The organism is uncultured Leifsonia sp. (genome assembly GCF_945957465.1).
In the GTDB taxonomy this organism is placed as follows: domain Bacteria; phylum Actinomycetota; class Actinomycetes; order Actinomycetales; family Microbacteriaceae; genus Leifsonia.
On sequence record NZ_CAMFLC010000034.1, the window covers coordinates 26,616 to 41,148 of the forward strand.

The 14,533-nt window shown below is 71.1% G+C and carries 13 protein-coding genes; 7 read left to right on the forward strand and 6 right to left on the reverse strand.

Translation table 11 applies throughout. The annotated features are described in order from the left end of the window. From Q0Q23_RS14490 to Q0Q23_RS14510, 5 genes are all read right to left on the reverse strand, one after another. On the reverse strand, positions 1-414 hold the full coding sequence (locus Q0Q23_RS14490) for a molybdenum cofactor biosynthesis protein MoaE (RefSeq protein WP_295125366.1): 414 nt from the start codon (positions 412-414) through the stop codon (positions 1-3). Continuing rightward, positions 411-1,433, reverse strand: a complete 1,023-nt coding sequence (gene moaCB, locus Q0Q23_RS14495) for a bifunctional molybdenum cofactor biosynthesis protein MoaC/MoaB (protein ID WP_295125369.1) — start codon at positions 1,431-1,433, stop codon at positions 411-413. Before moaCB ends, Q0Q23_RS14490 begins: the two co-directional genes overlap by 4 nt. Then, on the reverse strand, positions 1,430-2,644 hold the full coding sequence (glp, locus tag Q0Q23_RS14500; protein WP_295125372.1) for a gephyrin-like molybdotransferase Glp: 1,215 nt from the start codon (positions 2,642-2,644) through the stop codon (positions 1,430-1,432). The genes moaCB and glp overlap by 4 nt, the downstream gene beginning before the upstream one ends. Before the next feature lie 118 nt (positions 2,645-2,762). After that, complete coding sequence (locus tag Q0Q23_RS14505) at positions 2,763-3,956, reverse strand: ThiF family adenylyltransferase (protein ID WP_295125375.1); 1,194 nt, start codon at positions 3,954-3,956, stop codon at positions 2,763-2,765. Positions 3,957-3,971: 15 nt separating this feature from the next. Continuing rightward, a complete protein-coding gene (locus Q0Q23_RS14510; RefSeq protein ID WP_295125380.1) occupies positions 3,972-5,498 on the reverse strand; it encodes a molybdopterin-dependent oxidoreductase in 1,527 nt (508 codons plus the stop codon). A gap of 106 nt (positions 5,499-5,604) precedes the next feature. Between Q0Q23_RS14510 and Q0Q23_RS14515 the strand changes: the two genes are divergently transcribed. The 3 genes from Q0Q23_RS14515 to Q0Q23_RS14525 all read left to right on the forward strand — a co-directional run bounded on the left by Q0Q23_RS14515 (position 5,605) and on the right by Q0Q23_RS14525 (position 9,821). Then, positions 5,605-8,160, forward strand: coding sequence for an RNA helicase (locus tag Q0Q23_RS14515; RefSeq protein ID WP_295125383.1), 2,556 nt, complete (start codon positions 5,605-5,607; stop codon positions 8,158-8,160). Positions 8,161-8,283: 123 nt separating this feature from the next. Continuing rightward, positions 8,284-9,492: an inorganic phosphate transporter gene (locus tag Q0Q23_RS14520; RefSeq protein WP_295125386.1), complete on the forward strand. Its 1,209-nt coding sequence runs from the start codon at positions 8,284-8,286 to the stop codon at positions 9,490-9,492. Next, the gene (locus Q0Q23_RS14525) at positions 9,489-9,821 is read left to right on the forward strand and encodes a peptidase (protein ID WP_295125389.1); all 333 of its coding nucleotides are present in this window, start codon (positions 9,489-9,491) and stop codon (positions 9,819-9,821) included. The genes Q0Q23_RS14520 and Q0Q23_RS14525 overlap by 4 nt, the downstream gene beginning before the upstream one ends. A gap of 83 nt (positions 9,822-9,904) precedes the next feature. Here Q0Q23_RS14525 and Q0Q23_RS14530 read toward each other — a convergent pair whose 3' ends face one another. Further along, positions 9,905-11,182, reverse strand: coding sequence for a uracil-xanthine permease family protein (locus tag Q0Q23_RS14530; RefSeq protein ID WP_295125392.1), 1,278 nt, complete (start codon positions 11,180-11,182; stop codon positions 9,905-9,907). Positions 11,183-11,233: 51 nt separating this feature from the next. Between Q0Q23_RS14530 and Q0Q23_RS14535 the strand changes: the two genes are divergently transcribed. The 4 genes from Q0Q23_RS14535 to Q0Q23_RS14550 form a co-directional block, all read left to right on the forward strand. Continuing rightward, a complete protein-coding gene (locus tag Q0Q23_RS14535) occupies positions 11,234-12,727 on the forward strand; it encodes an NCS2 family permease (protein WP_295125395.1) in 1,494 nt (497 codons plus the stop codon). An 82-nt stretch (positions 12,728-12,809) separates the two neighbouring features. Next, positions 12,810-13,136: a hypothetical protein gene (locus tag Q0Q23_RS14540; RefSeq protein ID WP_295125399.1), complete on the forward strand. Its 327-nt coding sequence runs from the start codon at positions 12,810-12,812 to the stop codon at positions 13,134-13,136. A gap of 62 nt (positions 13,137-13,198) precedes the next feature. After that, complete coding sequence (gene trmB, locus Q0Q23_RS14545) at positions 13,199-13,882, forward strand: tRNA (guanosine(46)-N7)-methyltransferase TrmB (RefSeq protein WP_295125402.1); 684 nt, start codon at positions 13,199-13,201, stop codon at positions 13,880-13,882. Positions 13,883-13,909: 27 nt separating this feature from the next. Further along, the coding region (locus Q0Q23_RS14550) for an aldehyde dehydrogenase family protein (RefSeq protein WP_295125404.1) at positions 13,910-14,533 on the forward strand (624 nt) is incomplete at its 3' end.

Genomic DNA, 14,533 nt, shown 5'->3' on the forward strand with positions numbered 1-14,533 from the left:
TCAGAGGCCGACCCACTCCGACTCACCGTCGGAGAAGTGCTGTCGCTTCCAGATCGGCACGCGCGACTTGATCTGCTCGACCAGCTCGGCGCACGCGGCGAACGCCTCGGCGCGGTGCGGAGCGGCGACGGAGGCGATGAGGGCGAGGTCGCCGATCGTGAGCGAGCCCACCCGGTGCACCGCCGCCACGCGCAGCCCCGTCCGCTCGGCGACCTCTTCGCAGCACGACCGCAGGAACTCCGACGCCTGCGGATGGGCGCGATAGTCGAGGGACACGACCGGCCGGCCGCCGTCGTGATCGCGCACGATTCCCTGGAACGAGACCACGGCGCCGGCCTCCCGCCGCCAGACGAACTCGTCCAGTGTCGACGGGTCGAGCGGACGGTCGGAGACGTCGGCGAACACGTCGCTCATCGCACCGCTCCTTCGTGGTCGCCGCCGGCCAGCTGGTCGAGCAGGTGCGCGAGCACGGGTTGCAGCACGGCCAGCCCGTCGTTCACCCCGCCGCGCGAGCCGGGGAGGTTGACGACGAGCGTCGTTCCCGCGACGCCGGCGCGCCCCCGGCTGAGCGCCGCGAGTGGCGTGGAGGCCGCCCCGCGCGCACGCAGGGCGTCGGCCAGGCCGGGCAGGTCGCGATCGATCACCGCGGCCGTCGCCTCGGGTGTGCGATCGTCGGGGGCGACACCGGTGCCTCCGGTGGTGAGGACGACGCGGGGACGTTCCGCGACGGCCGTGCGCACCGCGGAAGCGATCTCGGCGTCCGGCACGACCCGGACGTCCGCCCGCAGCCCCTGGACGGCCAGCCACTCCGCAATGACGGGTCCGGTGGTGTCGGCAGCCTCGCCGGCGGCCGCCCGCGTGGACGCGACGATGACGACCGCCGCGTCCGGCGCCGCCGGCGCCGCCGGGTCGGTCGGGGGTGCGAGCGCGGGCGCGGGGTCGACGACGGTCTCCTCGCCCGGACGTCGCCAGTCGCCGCGCTTTCCGCCGCTCTTGGCGACCAGCCGCACGTCCGTCATGCTCGCGGCCGGATCGACGGCCTTCACCATGTCGTGCAGGGTCAGTCCGGCGACGGCGACGGCGGTCAGCGCCTCCATCTCGACGCCCGTCCGGCCGTGGGTGCGCGCGACCGCCTCGACCGCGATGGTGCCGGCGGCCGGGTCGAGCGTGAAGTCCACCTGCACCGAGGTCAGCGGCACCGGGTGGCAGAGCGGGATGAGGTCGCTCGTGCGCTTGGCGCCGGCGATCCCCGCGATGCGCGCGGTCGCCAGCACATCGGCTTTGGGAAGATCGTCGGCCGCGACCAGCCGGACGACCTCGGGCGTGGTCACCAGACGCCCGCGGGCGAAGGCCTCCCGATCGGTCTCCGGCTTGGCGCCCACGTCGATCATGCGGGCTCGGCCGTCGGCGTCCAGGTGGGTGAGTCGGCTCATAGTGTCCAGACTGTCACGTCCGCGCCCGCTTCGACGTCCTCCGCCTCGGCGGCCAGGTCGATCAGCACGTCGGCGTTCGCCATCGCGGCCACCAGGTGCGAGCCGGGACCGGAGACCGGTGCGACGCCGTCCGGCGTGAGCCGGCCGCGCAGGAACTGCCGCTTGCCCGGCACGGAGCGTACCGCTTCGGTCAGGGGGGCATGGCCGAGCGGCAGCTGCGGCAGCCCGGCGGCTTCGCGCAGCGGGCCCCGCAAGAACACCGCGAACGACACCTGCGTGCTGACCGGGTTGCCGGGGAAGCACAGCACAGGAACACCGTCGACGACCGCCGTCGCCTGCGGGCCGCCCGGCTGCATCGCGACGGTCGTGACCTCGGCCCCACGAGGGAGGAGCACCTCGCGCACCACCTCGTACGCCCCCTTCGAAATGCCTCCGGAGGTCACGACGAGATCGCTGGAGGCCACGGCCGCGTCGAAGGCCCGCGCGAACGCCTCCGGGTCGTCATCGCTGCTCGCGCGCACCGACACCACGGCTCCTGCCTCCTCGACGAGCGCGGCGAGGGCGACGCCGTTCGCGTCGAAGACCTGCCCGAAGCGCACACTCTCGCCGGGCGCGGCGAGCTCGGACCCGGTGGTGAGGATCGCGACGCGCAACCGCGCCCGCACGTCCACCGTCGTCACGCCGGCCGCCGCCAGCGCGGCCAGATGCCGCGGGGCGAGACGGGTGCCCGCCCGCACCAGCACTTCGCCACGGCGGAGGTCGCTGCCGCGCTCCCGGACGAACTCGCCGCTCGTACGGGGCCGCCGTATCTCGACCACGGCGCCGGAGAGGTCGTCGTCTCTGCCGAGGATGAGCTCGGTGTCCTCCACGGGCACGATCGCGTCGGCTCCGCTCGGCACCGGAGCCCCCGTCATGATGCGGATCGCGGTGCCGGCGGCCAGGATGACGGGAACCTCGTGCCCGGCCGGCACGTCGCCGGTGACCTCCAGCGCGACAGGCACGTGCGCGACGTCCGCGGCGCGAACGGCGAAGCCGTCCATCTGCGAGTTGCGGAACAGCGGCAGGTCGACCTCCGATCGCACATCGCCGGCGGCGACCCGGCCGCGCGCCTCGGAGAGCGGGACGGCCTCCACAGCGGGCTCGGCCGTCAAGGGCGCCAGGAGGCGGGTGACGTGTTCGGCGTGCTCGTCGACGCTGCGCGGTGGGGTCATGGGTTCAGTATCCCGCGGGCTTCCGAGCCGTGCGAGGCCCGCACCGCACCGGGGTCGCGACGCGCCGCTTCGCCGGCTGCCTGACGGCGTGTTGCGACCCCTGTGCTGCGCACGCGCGTCAGTAGCGGGGGAGGGTCGGGTCGACGTCGCGCGACCACGCGTCGAGGCCCCCGGCGAGCACGACGCCCGACGTGCCCGCCGCGGCGAGCGCGCGACGCGCGGTCTCCGCCCGCACGCCGTGGTGGCAGATGATCACGATCGGGTCGTCGCTGAGGCGCTCGGCCACGCCGGCGGCGTCGCGGACGACGACGTCGAGCGGCACCAGGAGTGAGCCGGGCAGCGCGGCGATGTCGGCCTCCCACGGCTCGCGCACGTCGAGCAGCGTGTGCGGCCGCCCGGCGGCCAGACGCGACGCCAGCTCGGCCGGCGAGATCGAGACGGCGGCGGCCGAGGTGGAGGCGGCCGAGGCGGCCGAGGCGTCCGGCGCGGGCGCGAGCCCGCAGAACAGGTCGTAGTCGATCAGCTCCGTGATGGGCTCGGCGGCCGGGTCGGACGCGTACGCCAGCTCCCGGAACGTGCCGCGTAGCCCGTCGTGGACCACGACGCGGCCGAGCAGGAGGTCGCCCTCCCCGGTCACGACCTTGATCGCCTCGCTCGCCATCAACGACCCGATCACGCCGCACACGCTCGGCAGCACCCCCGCCTCCGCGCAGCTCGGAACCGTGCCGGGTTCGGGCGGCTGCGGGAACAGGTCGCGGTAGTGGGGACCCTGCCCGGCCCAGCTGAGGCCCACCTGGCCGCCGAACCGGTGGACCGCACCCCACACGACGGGGAGGCCGGCGAGCAGCGCCGCGTCGTCCACCAGGTAGCGGGTGGGGAAGTTGTCGCTCCCGTCGAGCACCAGGTCGAACCCGCTCAGGATGGCCTCGGCGTTCGCGGACGTGAGCCGCTCGGGGAACACCCGCACGGCGATGCCCGCGTCGATCGCGCGGATCGTGTCGGCCGCCGACGCCGTCTTCGGCCGGCCGAGGTCGCGCTCGCCGTGGATGGTCTGCCGGGGGAGGTTGCTGACCTCCACGCTGTCGTCGTCGACGATCCCGATCGTCCCGAATCCGGCTCCCGCGAGCAGGGGGAGGACAGCCGAGCCGAGCCCGCCGGCGCCCACCACGAGCACGCGGGCGGCGCGCAGGCGGCGCTGGGCGATCTCCCCGAAGCCCGGGAGGATCTCGGTACGCGAGTAGCGTGCGCGCAGCGCGGACGGGAGGGCGGGTCCTGGCTCCACGAGGGGGTGCGGACGGACGGGGGAGGCCATGGAGCTAGTCAAGCACTAGACGACCGTCACGCTGATCGTGTGCAGCCCCGTCGCGCCGTCGGGAACGACGTCCTGCACCTTCGCCGTCTGCACCGTGCCGTGCGCGTCGGTCGCGCGGACCTTGATCGTGTGCGAGCCGGGGGTGGCCTGCCACGCGTACTTCCACTGCCGCCACGTGTCGGCCGAGATCGCGTCCGCGAGGGTCGCCTGCTGCCAGGCGCCGCCGTCGACCTGCACATGCACCGCGCTCACGCCGACGTGCTGCGACCAGGCCACGCCCGCGACGGCGACCGTGCCCGCCTTCACCTGGCGGCCGTCCGCCGGCACGTCGATGCGCGACTGGAGCTTGACCGGGCCGCGCTCGGACCAGCCGCGGTCGGTCCAGTACGACGTGGCCTTGTCGAAACGCGTCACCTCGAGCTGGACGACCCATTTGGTCGCCGAGACGTACCCGTAGAGTCCCGGCACGACCATGCGCACCGGGTAGCCGTGCTCGAGCGGGAGGGGCTGGCCGTTCATGCCGACGGCGAGGATCGCGTTGCGCTCGTCGGTCAGCGCCTCCAGCGGGGTGCCGGCCGTCCAGCCGTCCTGGCTGTGCGAGAGGACCATGTCGGCGTCGGCCGACGGCCGCGCACGGGCCAGCAGGTGCCGGATGGGGTAGCCGAGCCAGACCGCGTTGCCGATCAGGTCGCCGCCGACCTCGTTGGAGACGCAGGTGAGGGTGGTGATGGACTCCTCCAGCGGCAGCGCCAGCAGTTGCGCGAAGGTCAGCTCGACCTCCTCCTCGACCATCCCGGTGATCCGCAGCTTCCAGTGCTGCGGCTGGATGCCGGGAATCTGCAACGCGGTGTCGATGCGGTAGAAGTCGGCGTTCGGCGTGATGATCGGCGACAGGCCGGCGACGTCGAAGGAGGCGCCGGCCGGCACCGGGGGAGCCGCGACCGCGGCCTTCGGCAGGTGGAAGGCGGCGCGGGCGGCCGCGGCCGCGCGGTACCCGCCCGCGATCACCTGGCCGACCACGGTGGCGAGGATGCCGCCGAGCGCGGTGCCCGTCGCGGCCGCCACGAACCGGCGTCGCGAGACGGCCCCTTGCGGAGCGATCCGGGTCGGCTCGGTGCCGCGCAGCAGCTCGATCAGCCAGCCCAGGAAGAGGGTGCCGACCAGCGCGGCCAGCACCGACGGCAGCACGTCGACGATCCCGCCCCCGGAGCGCGTGATCGCGGCGAACGCGCCGACGACTCCGCCGATGCCGATCAGCACCCGGCCCAGCGGCGGGCGACGCAGCTCGGCCCAGCCCGCGAGCCCGCCTCCCACGGCGAGCGCGACCGCCAGGGACACGATGAGGAAGGCTTTGTCGCCGGTGCCGAACACTCCGATGACGGCGTTCTTGAGCCACGCCGGAGTGAGGTCGATCACCAGGGAGCCGACCACCAGGATGGGGCTGCCGTCCTGCACGCCGACGGCGCTCACGATCTCGGCCGCGCCGACGCCTGCGGCCACGCTCGCGACACCCGCCGCGGCGGACCTCCAGAAGGCTCTCACCGGTCCCGCCAGGACGCTCTCATAGCGGAAGGATAACCGCGCGATCCGGTGGATACGCCGAACGTCCGCGCCGGACGCGCCTGCCGGCTGTGACAGGCTTGAGCGCATGGCCTCCCTGCGCGTCGACGACCTCCCCGGCTGGACCGGCCCCGGATCGGTCGGCGAGGACGCCGTCTACGAGGCGTTCGTCGCGTGGGTCGAGGGAACGGGCATCACCCTCTATCCCGCCCAGGACGAGTCGCTCATCGAGATCGCGGGCGGCTCCAACCTCATCCTCTCCACACCCACCGGAACGGGGAAGTCGCTGGTCGCGGTCGGCGCTCACTTCGCGGCGCTCGCCCGCGGCGACCGCAGCTTCTACACCGCGCCCATCAAGGCGCTCGTCTCCGAGAAGTTCTTCGCGCTCGTCGACGTCTTCGGCGCCGAGAACGTCGGGATGATGACCGGCGACTCCTCGGTCAACGCCGACGCGCCGATCATCTGCTGCACGGCGGAGATCCTGGCCAACCTCGCGCTGCGGGAGGGCGACGACACACCGGTCGGCCAGGTGGTCATGGACGAGTTCCACTTCTACGCCGACCCGGACCGCGGCTGGGCCTGGCAGGTGCCGCTCCTCATCCTGTCGCGCGTGCAGTTCGTGCTCATGTCGGCCACCCTCGGCGATGTCACCGCGCTCGCCGCCGACCTCAGCCGCCGTACCGGGCGCGAGACCGCGACGGTCACCGGTGTCGAGCGGCCCGTGCCGCTGCATTACTACTACGAGCTGACCCCCGTCCACGACACCGTCGAAGACCTGCTCCACACCGGTCAGGCGCCGATCTACATCGTGCATTTCTCACAGCTCGCCGCGCTCGAACGCGCCCAGTCGCTGTCCAGCGCGAAGATCGCCGGTCGCGAGCAGCGCGACGCCATCGCCGACGCGATCGGGGAGTTCCGGTTCACGACCTCGTTCGGCCGGACCCTCTCACGATTGCTGCGCCAGGGCATCGGCGTGCACCACGCGGGCATGCTGCCCAAGTACCGCCGCCTGGTCGAGCAGCTCGCCCAGCGCGGGATGCTGCGCGTGATCTGCGGAACCGACACGCTCGGCGTCGGCATCAACGTCCCGATCCGCACCGTGTTGCTGACGGCACTCACGAAGTTCGACGGCACCAGGATGCGGCAGCTGAACGCCCGGGAGTTCCACCAGATCGCCGGACGCGCCGGACGCGCGGGCTACGACACCGCGGGAACGGTGGTCGTGCAAGCGCCCGAGCACGAGAGCGAGAACGCCAAGGCGCTCGAGAAGGCGGGCGACGACCCCAAGAAGCGCCGCAAGATCGTGCGCAAGAAGGCCCCGGAGGGCTTCGTCTCATGGGGCGAGCCGTCGTTCCGCAAGCTCGTGGAGGCCGAGCCGGAGACCCTGACGTCGTCGATGCAGATCACCAGCGCCATGCTCATCAACGTGATCGGGCGTGGCGGCGACGTCTTCCGCCACGTGCGCGACCTCGTCTTCGACAACCACGAACCGTGGAGACGTCAGCTCGCGCTCGCTCGCCGCGCGCTCGGCCTCTATCGCTCGCTCGTGACGGCGGGGGTGGTGGAGGTCGTCGGCGGCGAGATCCGGCTGACGGTCGACCTCCAGCCCAACTTCGCCCTCAACCAGCCGCTGTCGCCGTTCGCGCTGGCCGCCTTCGAGCTCTTCGACAGCGAGTCGCCCACGTACGCGCTCGACATCGTCTCGGTGGTGGAGGCCACGCTCGACGATCCCCGACCGGTGCTCTCCGCACAGCAGTTCCAGGCGCGCGGGGAAGCCGTTGCGGCCATGAAGGCGGAGGGGATCGAGTACGACGAGCGCATGGAGGCGCTCGAGACGGTGACCCACCCCAAGCCCCACGACGAACTGCTGAACGAGGCGTTCGTCACCTATGCCTCCAGCCAGCCCTGGGTCGCCGACTTCGAGCTCAGCCCGAAGGCGGTGGTCCGCGACCTCTACGAGCGCGCGATGACGTTCGGCGAGTTCATCGCGTTCTACCGGCTCGCGCGCTCGGAAGGCGTCGTGCTGCGCTACCTGTCCGACGCGTACCGGGCCCTCAATCAGACGGTGCCGCTGGACCTGCGCACCGAGGAACTGCGCGACATCATCGAGTGGATCGGCGAACTCGTCCGGCAGGTCGATTCGAGCCTCCTCGACGAGTGGGAGGAGCTCGTCCACCCCGATGCCGCGAAGCACGCCTCCGAGGCCGGCGAACTCGCGCCCCCGCCGCCGCGCACGATCACCGCCAATCGGCGCGCGTTCTTCGTGCTGGTACGCAACGAGCTGTTCCGCCGTGTCCAGCTCGCGGCCCTCGATCGCGTGCAGGAGCTCGGCGCCCTCGAGAACGAGGCGGCGCAACTCGCCGAGGCCGCGGCTCCGTCGTTCACGGAACTGCAGTGGGATGAGGCTCTGGAGGCCTACTACGCCGAGCACGACGAGATCCTCACCGACGCCTCGGCGCGGTCCGCTGCGATGATCGTCGTCGACGAGAGCCCGGCCGAGTCCGAGGGACTCTGGCGGGTGCGTCAGATCATCGCCGACCCGGCGGGCGATCACGATTGGGGAATCGCCGCGGACGTGCTGCTGGCCGACTCCGCTCGGGTGGGCGCTGCTGTCGTCCGGGTGACCGGTGTAGACCGGTTGTGACGGTTTGACGCGCGCGAGACGCGCGTGCGAGCATCTACTCGGTCGCCTCACGGCACCAGGCACTCCGCATGAACCTCCGGTGAACTCTTGCCGGCGGTCCGACTCCACACGAGAAAGAAACCGGTGGATCTCACCCTCATCATCGTGCTGGTCATCGCGCTGGCCCTGTTCTTCGATTTCACCAACGGATTCCATGACACCGCGAACGCGATGGCGACGCCCATCGCGACCGGTGCCATGCGGCCGAAGGTCGCGGTCGCGCTCGCCGCGGTGCTGAATCTCGTCGGAGCGTTCCTCTCCACGGAGGTCGCCAAGACCATCTCGGGCGGCATCATCAACGAGGGCCCCGGCGGTGTGCTGATCTCGCCGGAGCTGATCTTCGCCGGACTGGTCGGCGCGATCGTGTGGAACATGGTCACCTGGCTGTACGGGCTGCCGTCGTCCTCCAGCCACGCCCTCTTCGGCGGTCTGATCGGGGCGGCGATCGTCGGCGCCGGGATCGGCTCCGTCAACTTCTTCGTCGTGCTCGAGAAGGTCGTGCTGCCCGCCGTCGTCGCGCCGTTCACGGCCGGCATCGTCGCGTACGCCGCCACGCGCCTCGCCTACTGGATCACGCGCCGCTACGACGGCCGCCCGGACGGGCGGGGCGGCTTCCGCTACGGGCAGATCTTCTCGTCGTCGCTGGTCGCCCTGTCGCACGGAACCAATGACGCTCAGAAGACGATGGGCGTCATCACGCTCCTGCTGATCTCGGCCAACCTGCTCCCCGCGGGCAGCGGGCCGCCGTTCTGGGTGGTCGTGTCGTGCGCGCTCGCGATCGCGATCGGCACCTATTCGGGCGGCTGGCGGATCATCCGCACACTCGGTCGCGGACTGACCGAGGTCAAGCCCGCGCAGGGCTTCGCGGCCGAGACCAGCACGGCCGCCACGATCCTGGCCTCCAGCCACCTCGGTTTCGCGCTCTCGACGACGCAGGTGGCGTCGGGTTCGGTGATCGGCTCCGGCCTCGGACGGCGAGGCTCGTCGGTGCGCTGGGGCACGGCCGGGCGGATCGCGATCGGCTGGGTGCTGACACTCCCGTCGGCGGCCATCGTGGGCGGTGCCGCCGCCTTCGTCGCGACGCTCGGGCCGGTCGGCATCGCGATCGACACCGTCGTCGGCGTCGCCGTCGTGACGTACATCTTCTGGCGCTCGCGCCGCAACCAGGTCTCCAGCGCCAACGCGGTGGCTCCCGTTCAGGGTCAGAGCGACGTCGCCGCATCGGCTCGCGTCGTCAAGATCAAGAAGGTCAAGCCGCTCAAGAGGGAGCGCGGCCGGAGGGAGTCGGCATGAGCGCGTTCCTGTCCTTCGTCGTGGTGTTCGCGGCCTCGCTCATCGGGTCGTGCGTCATCGTGGGCTTCTATTCGCTCGGCACCCGGCTGCTCGCGGTCGCGGGCCGCGCCCTGTTCGTCGAGCCGGCCGAGTTCACCGACGCGATCACGGTGATCACTCCGGAGCAGGCGGCGAAAGCGCAGAAGAAGGCCGACAAGGCGCGCCGCAAGAATCCGCTCAGCGACGGCCAGAAGCGCGCCGCTCTCGCGGGCGCGTACGCCTGCTTCGTGCTCTGCGGGCTGGGCGTCCTCTACGGCCTCTACCTGATCATCCCGTACTTCCACCACTGAAGGTTCCGCGCCGAGGGGCGCCTTAGCGCCGCTAAAAGCGGGTTTTAGGGGCGTTGACGCGCCCCTCGGCGGAGGGCGCCGGCTCAGTCCGTGCCGCGCACGCGCGCGATCCCGTACATGACGTGGTAGACCACGATCGCCGCGATGGCGCCGAGCGCGATGCCGTTGAACGTGAGCTGCCCGAGGTTCAGCGTGAAGTCGCCGATGCCGATGATGAGCGCGGTCGCCGCCGTGAACTGGTTGACCGGCTTTGAGAAGTCGACCTTGTTGTCCAGCCAGATCTTGACGCCGATGATGCCGATGAGGCCGTACAGCGCGGTCGTGACCCCGCCGAGCACGCCCGCCGGGATCGTGTTGATCACCGCACCGACCTTGGGGGAGAGGCCCAGCAGCACGGCCACGATGCCCGCCACCCAGTACGCGGCCGTGGAGTAGACGCGGGTCGCGGCCATGACGCCGATGTTCTCGCCGTAGGTGGTCGTCCCGGAACCGCCGAAGAAGCCCGCGATCGTCGTCGCGAGTCCGTCGGCGAACAGCGCCCGGCCGGTCAGCTTGTTCACCGATGGATCGGTCAGCTGCGCCACGCCGCGGATGTGGCCGACGTTCTCGGCGATCAGAACCAGCACCACCGGCAGGAACGCGGGCAGGATGCCCCAGGTCGCGGCGGGAGCGGTGAACGGGTCGGCCGGCAGGGTGAACTGCGGGAGGCCGAGCCACGGCGCGTCGGCGACCTTGCTGAAGTCCACCTGCCCGACGATCACGGCGAACACGTAGCCGACCAGCACACCGAGGAAGATCGAGAGCCTGCCCAGCATCCCGCGGAACAGCACCGTGCACAGGATGACCGCCGCCAGCGTCACCAGCGCGGTGACCGGCGCCTGCACGAAGTTGTTCTTCGCCGCCGGAGCGAGGTTGAAGCCGATCAGTGCCACGATCGCGCCGGCCACGATCGGCGGCATCAGGCCGTCGATCCACTTGGTGCCGGTGGCGACGACGATCAGGCCGACGATCGCGAGCAGGACTCCAGTGGCGACGATCCCGAAGAGCGCCGACGGCATCCCGTGCGCCTTGGTCGCCGCGACGATCGGCACGATGAAGGCGAACGACGAGCCCAGGTAGCTGGGGAGCCGGTTGCGGGTGATCAGCAGGAAGAGCATCGTGCCGACGCCCGAGAACAGCAACGTGGTGCTCGGCGGGAACCCGGTCAGCAGCGGCACCAGGAAGGTCGCGCCGAACATGGCGACGACGTGCTGGGCGCCGAGCCCGATCGTGCGCGGCCACGTCAGCCGCTCGCCGGGCAGCACGATCTCGTGCGCCCCGACCTTCTTGCCGTCTCCGTGCAGCTTCCAAGGCAGAGCCATGCGTGTCCTTATCGTGTCGGGAGGGGAATTAGGCTGGTACGGCGCTGTGACATGTCTTCGAATGCGCCCCAAGCCTCATCGATCCTATGGGAGACCACCATTTCCTCTTCGACTTCGACACCCGCGCCCACCGCGACGGGACGCCTTGACCGGTTCTTCGAGATCACCTCCCGCGGCACCACGTGGGCGACGGAGATCCGCGGCGGCCTGCTCACGTTCGTGACGATGGCCTACATCGTCATCCTGAACCCGATCATCCTGAGCTCGACGCCCGACGTGGCGGGTCACTCGCTGGGCTTCGAGCAGGTCGGCGCCGTCACCGCGTTGAGCGCCGGCGTCATGACCGTGCTGTTCGGTCTGGTCGCGCGTCTCCCGTTCGCGTTCGCCGCGGGCCTCGGCATCAACTCGTTCCTCGCTGTGAACGTCGTGAAGGTGCTCACCTGGCAGGAGGCCATGGGCCTCGTCGTCATCAACGGGCTGATCATCGTCCTGCTCGCCGCGACCGGCCTGCGCCGCCTCATCTTCAACGCCGTCCCGCCGCAGCTCAAGACCGCCATCACGGTCGGGATCGGCCTCTTCATCGCGTTCATCGGCTTCGTCGACAGCGGTTTCGTGCGCAGCACCAAGGCCGCATCACCGCCCGTGCAGCTCGGGGAGGCCGGCTCCATCGCGACTCTCCCCACCCTGGTGTTCCTGATCGCGCTGGTGATCATGGGCGTGCTGATGGCGCGCAAGGTGAAGGGCGCCCTGCTCATCGGCATCGTCGTCGCGACGGCGGTCGCCATCATCATCGAGGCGATCTTCCATCTCGGCTCGTCGGCGAAGAACCCCGACGGCTGGAACCTCTCGGTGCCTGCGCTGCCGACGTCGATCATCTCGGTGCCGAACCTCAGCCTCGTCGGCCAGTTCGACCTGTTCGGCTCCTTCGCGCGGATCGGCGGCCTCGCGGCGATCATGCTCGTCTTCACGCTCGTGTTCACGAACTTCTTCGACGCCATGGGCTCGATGACCGGCCTCGCCCGCAGTGCGGGGCTCGCCGACGAGGACGGCACGTTCCCGCGCCTGCAGTCCGCGCTCATCGTGGAGGGCGTGGGCGCCGTCGTCGGCGGCGGCACGTCGGCCTCATCGAACACGGTCTTCGTCGAGTCGGCCTCCGGCATCGGCGAGGGCGCGAAGACCGGCTTCGCGAGCGTCATCACCGGAGTGCTCTTCCTGCTCGCCATGTTCTTCACACCCCTGACGAGCGTGGTGCCGAGCGAGGTCGCCGCAGCCGCTCTCGTCATCGTCGGTGCGCTGATGGTGGTGCAGATCCGCCACATCGACTTCCACGAGTTCTCCAGCACGCTCCCGGTGTTCCTCACGATCATCGTGATGCCGCTGACGTACTCGATCGCCAACGGCATCGGCGTCGGCTTCATCTCCTGGGTGCTCGTGCGCTCGCTGTCGGGCAAGGCGCGCGAGATCAGCCCCCTGCTCTGGATCGTCGCGGCCGGCTTCCTGGTGTACTTCGCGCGCGGCCCGATCGAGGCGATCCTGCCGCACTGAGCCGGGCGTCCCGGGTAACCCCTGAGCACAACCGGGGGTTACCCGGATGTGCTCAGGGGCCCGGTCCCGCTTGACTGGATGCATGACAACCACCGGCTCCGCACCCACTCCCCAGTTCACCGACAGCCGCTACACGACCGCACCGGCACGCACCCTCAGCATCACGAGCTTCGCGCTCGGCCTCGCCTCCATCGTCTTCAGCTGGACCTTCCTCGCGCCGATCGCCGGTCTGGTCCTCGGCGTCCTCGCGCTCGGCCGCGAGCCGCAGGGCCGCACGTTCGCGATCTGGGGGATCGTGCTCAACGCCGTCATGCTCGCGGGCATCCTGATCGGCCTCCTGATCGCGGTGGTCGGCTTCGGCGTCGGTCTCGCGTTCCTGCCTCTGCACTGGGCGATCCCGAACCTCTGAGCCCGGTCCGGCCGCCAGGAGTTCCGGACGGGCGCGGTTGCTCGGCCTGCGAGAATGGAGGGATGGAACCGTCCCCTCTCGTCCGGCCGCGCAGCTTCGTCATCCGAGGCAGGAAGACCGAAGCCCAGCAGCGGGCCATCGACGAGCACTGGGGCGAGTTCGGCGTCGACTTCGATGGTTCGCCCCTCGAGCTCGACATCCTCTTCGGGCGCACGGCGCCGCGGGTGGTCGAGATCGGCTTCGGCAACGGAGAGAACCTGCTCGCCCTCGCCGCGCGTCATCCCGAGCGGGACTTCCTCGGGGTCGAGGTGCACGGGGCGGGCGTCGGCCGGGTGCTCGCGGCGGCGCACGAGAAGGGGCTCGCGAACATCCGGGTGATCCGCCACGACGCGGTGGAGGTGTTCGAGCGCGGGCTTCCCGCCGACAGCGTCGACGAGGTCCTGATCTTCTTCCCCGACCCCTGGCCGAAGGCCCGCCACCACCGTCGCCGGCTCGTGCAGCCCGACGTCGTGCGCCTCCTGGTCGGGGCGCTCAAGCCCAGCGGAGTCCTGCGACTCGCGACCGACTGGGAGCCGTACGCCGAGCACATGATCGCCGTCCTCGACGCCGAGCCCGCCCTGGTCAACGTCGCGGGCCTCGGCGGGTTCATCCCGCGGCCGGACGCGCGGCCCGTCACCAAGTTCGAGCGCCGGGGCGAGCGGCTCGGGCACGCCATCTTCGACCTGGAGTACCGCCCGCGCGGTTGAGCGGCGCGGTCGTGTGATGATGGGCGCATGACGTCCGAGTCCACGCTTCCAGCCGGCACCGCGACCGGCGCTTCCGCCGACAAGGCCAGCGGCATCGCCCAGACGGTCGCGGCCCTCCGCACGACCTTCGATGCCGGGCGCACCAAGCCGCTGCGCTGGAGGCTGGCACAGCTCGACGGCCTGCGCCGCATGCTCGTCGAGCGCGCGGCCGAGTTCGAGGACGCGCTCCTCGAGGACCTCGCGAAGAACCCCACCGAGTCGCAGATCGCCGAGGTCGGGTTCGTCGTGGGCGAGGTCGACCATATGCGCCGCAATCTTCGGCGCTGGCTGCGCCCGCGTCGCGTCGCCGTCCCCGCCGCGCTGATGCCCGCGCGCGCCCGGGTCGTGCTGGAGCCGGTCGGGGTCGTGCTCGTGATCGCCCCGTGGAACTATCCGGTGCAGCTGCTGCTCGCTCCGCTCGTCGGTGCGCTGGCCGCGGGCAACGCGGTCGTGCTGAAACCGAGCGAGCTGGCGCCCGCGACCTCCGCGGCGATGGCGCGGCTCGTCCCGCAGTACCTCGACCCCGCGGCGGTCGCCGTGGTCGAGGGCGCGGTCGAGGAGACGACCGAGCTGCTCGCCCAGCGCTGGGACCACATCTTCTTCACCGGCAAC

Bases quoted from the DNA above. Each gene is read 5' to 3' on its own strand.
- Q0Q23_RS14490 (WP_295125366.1), bottom strand. From the start codon at position 414: ATGAGCGACGTGTTCGCCGACGTCTCCGACCGTCCGCTCGACCCGTCG.
- moaCB (WP_295125369.1), bottom strand. From the start codon at position 1,433: ATGAGCCGACTCACCCACCTGGACGCCGACGGCCGAGCCCGCATGATC.
- glp (WP_295125372.1), bottom strand. From the start codon at position 2,644: ATGACCCCACCGCGCAGCGTCGACGAGCACGCCGAACACGTCACCCGC.
- Q0Q23_RS14505 (WP_295125375.1), bottom strand. From the start codon at position 3,956: ATGGCCTCCCCCGTCCGTCCGCACCCCCTCGTGGAGCCAGGACCCGCC.
- Q0Q23_RS14515 (WP_295125383.1), top strand. From the start codon at position 5,605: ATGGCCTCCCTGCGCGTCGACGACCTCCCCGGCTGGACCGGCCCCGGA.
- Q0Q23_RS14525 (WP_295125389.1), top strand. From the start codon at position 9,489: ATGAGCGCGTTCCTGTCCTTCGTCGTGGTGTTCGCGGCCTCGCTCATC.
- Q0Q23_RS14530 (WP_295125392.1), bottom strand. From the start codon at position 11,182: ATGGCTCTGCCTTGGAAGCTGCACGGAGACGGCAAGAAGGTCGGGGCG.
- Q0Q23_RS14535 (WP_295125395.1), top strand. From the start codon at position 11,234: ATGTCTTCGAATGCGCCCCAAGCCTCATCGATCCTATGGGAGACCACC.
- Q0Q23_RS14540 (WP_295125399.1), top strand. From the start codon at position 12,810: ATGACAACCACCGGCTCCGCACCCACTCCCCAGTTCACCGACAGCCGC.
- trmB (WP_295125402.1), top strand. From the start codon at position 13,199: ATGGAACCGTCCCCTCTCGTCCGGCCGCGCAGCTTCGTCATCCGAGGC.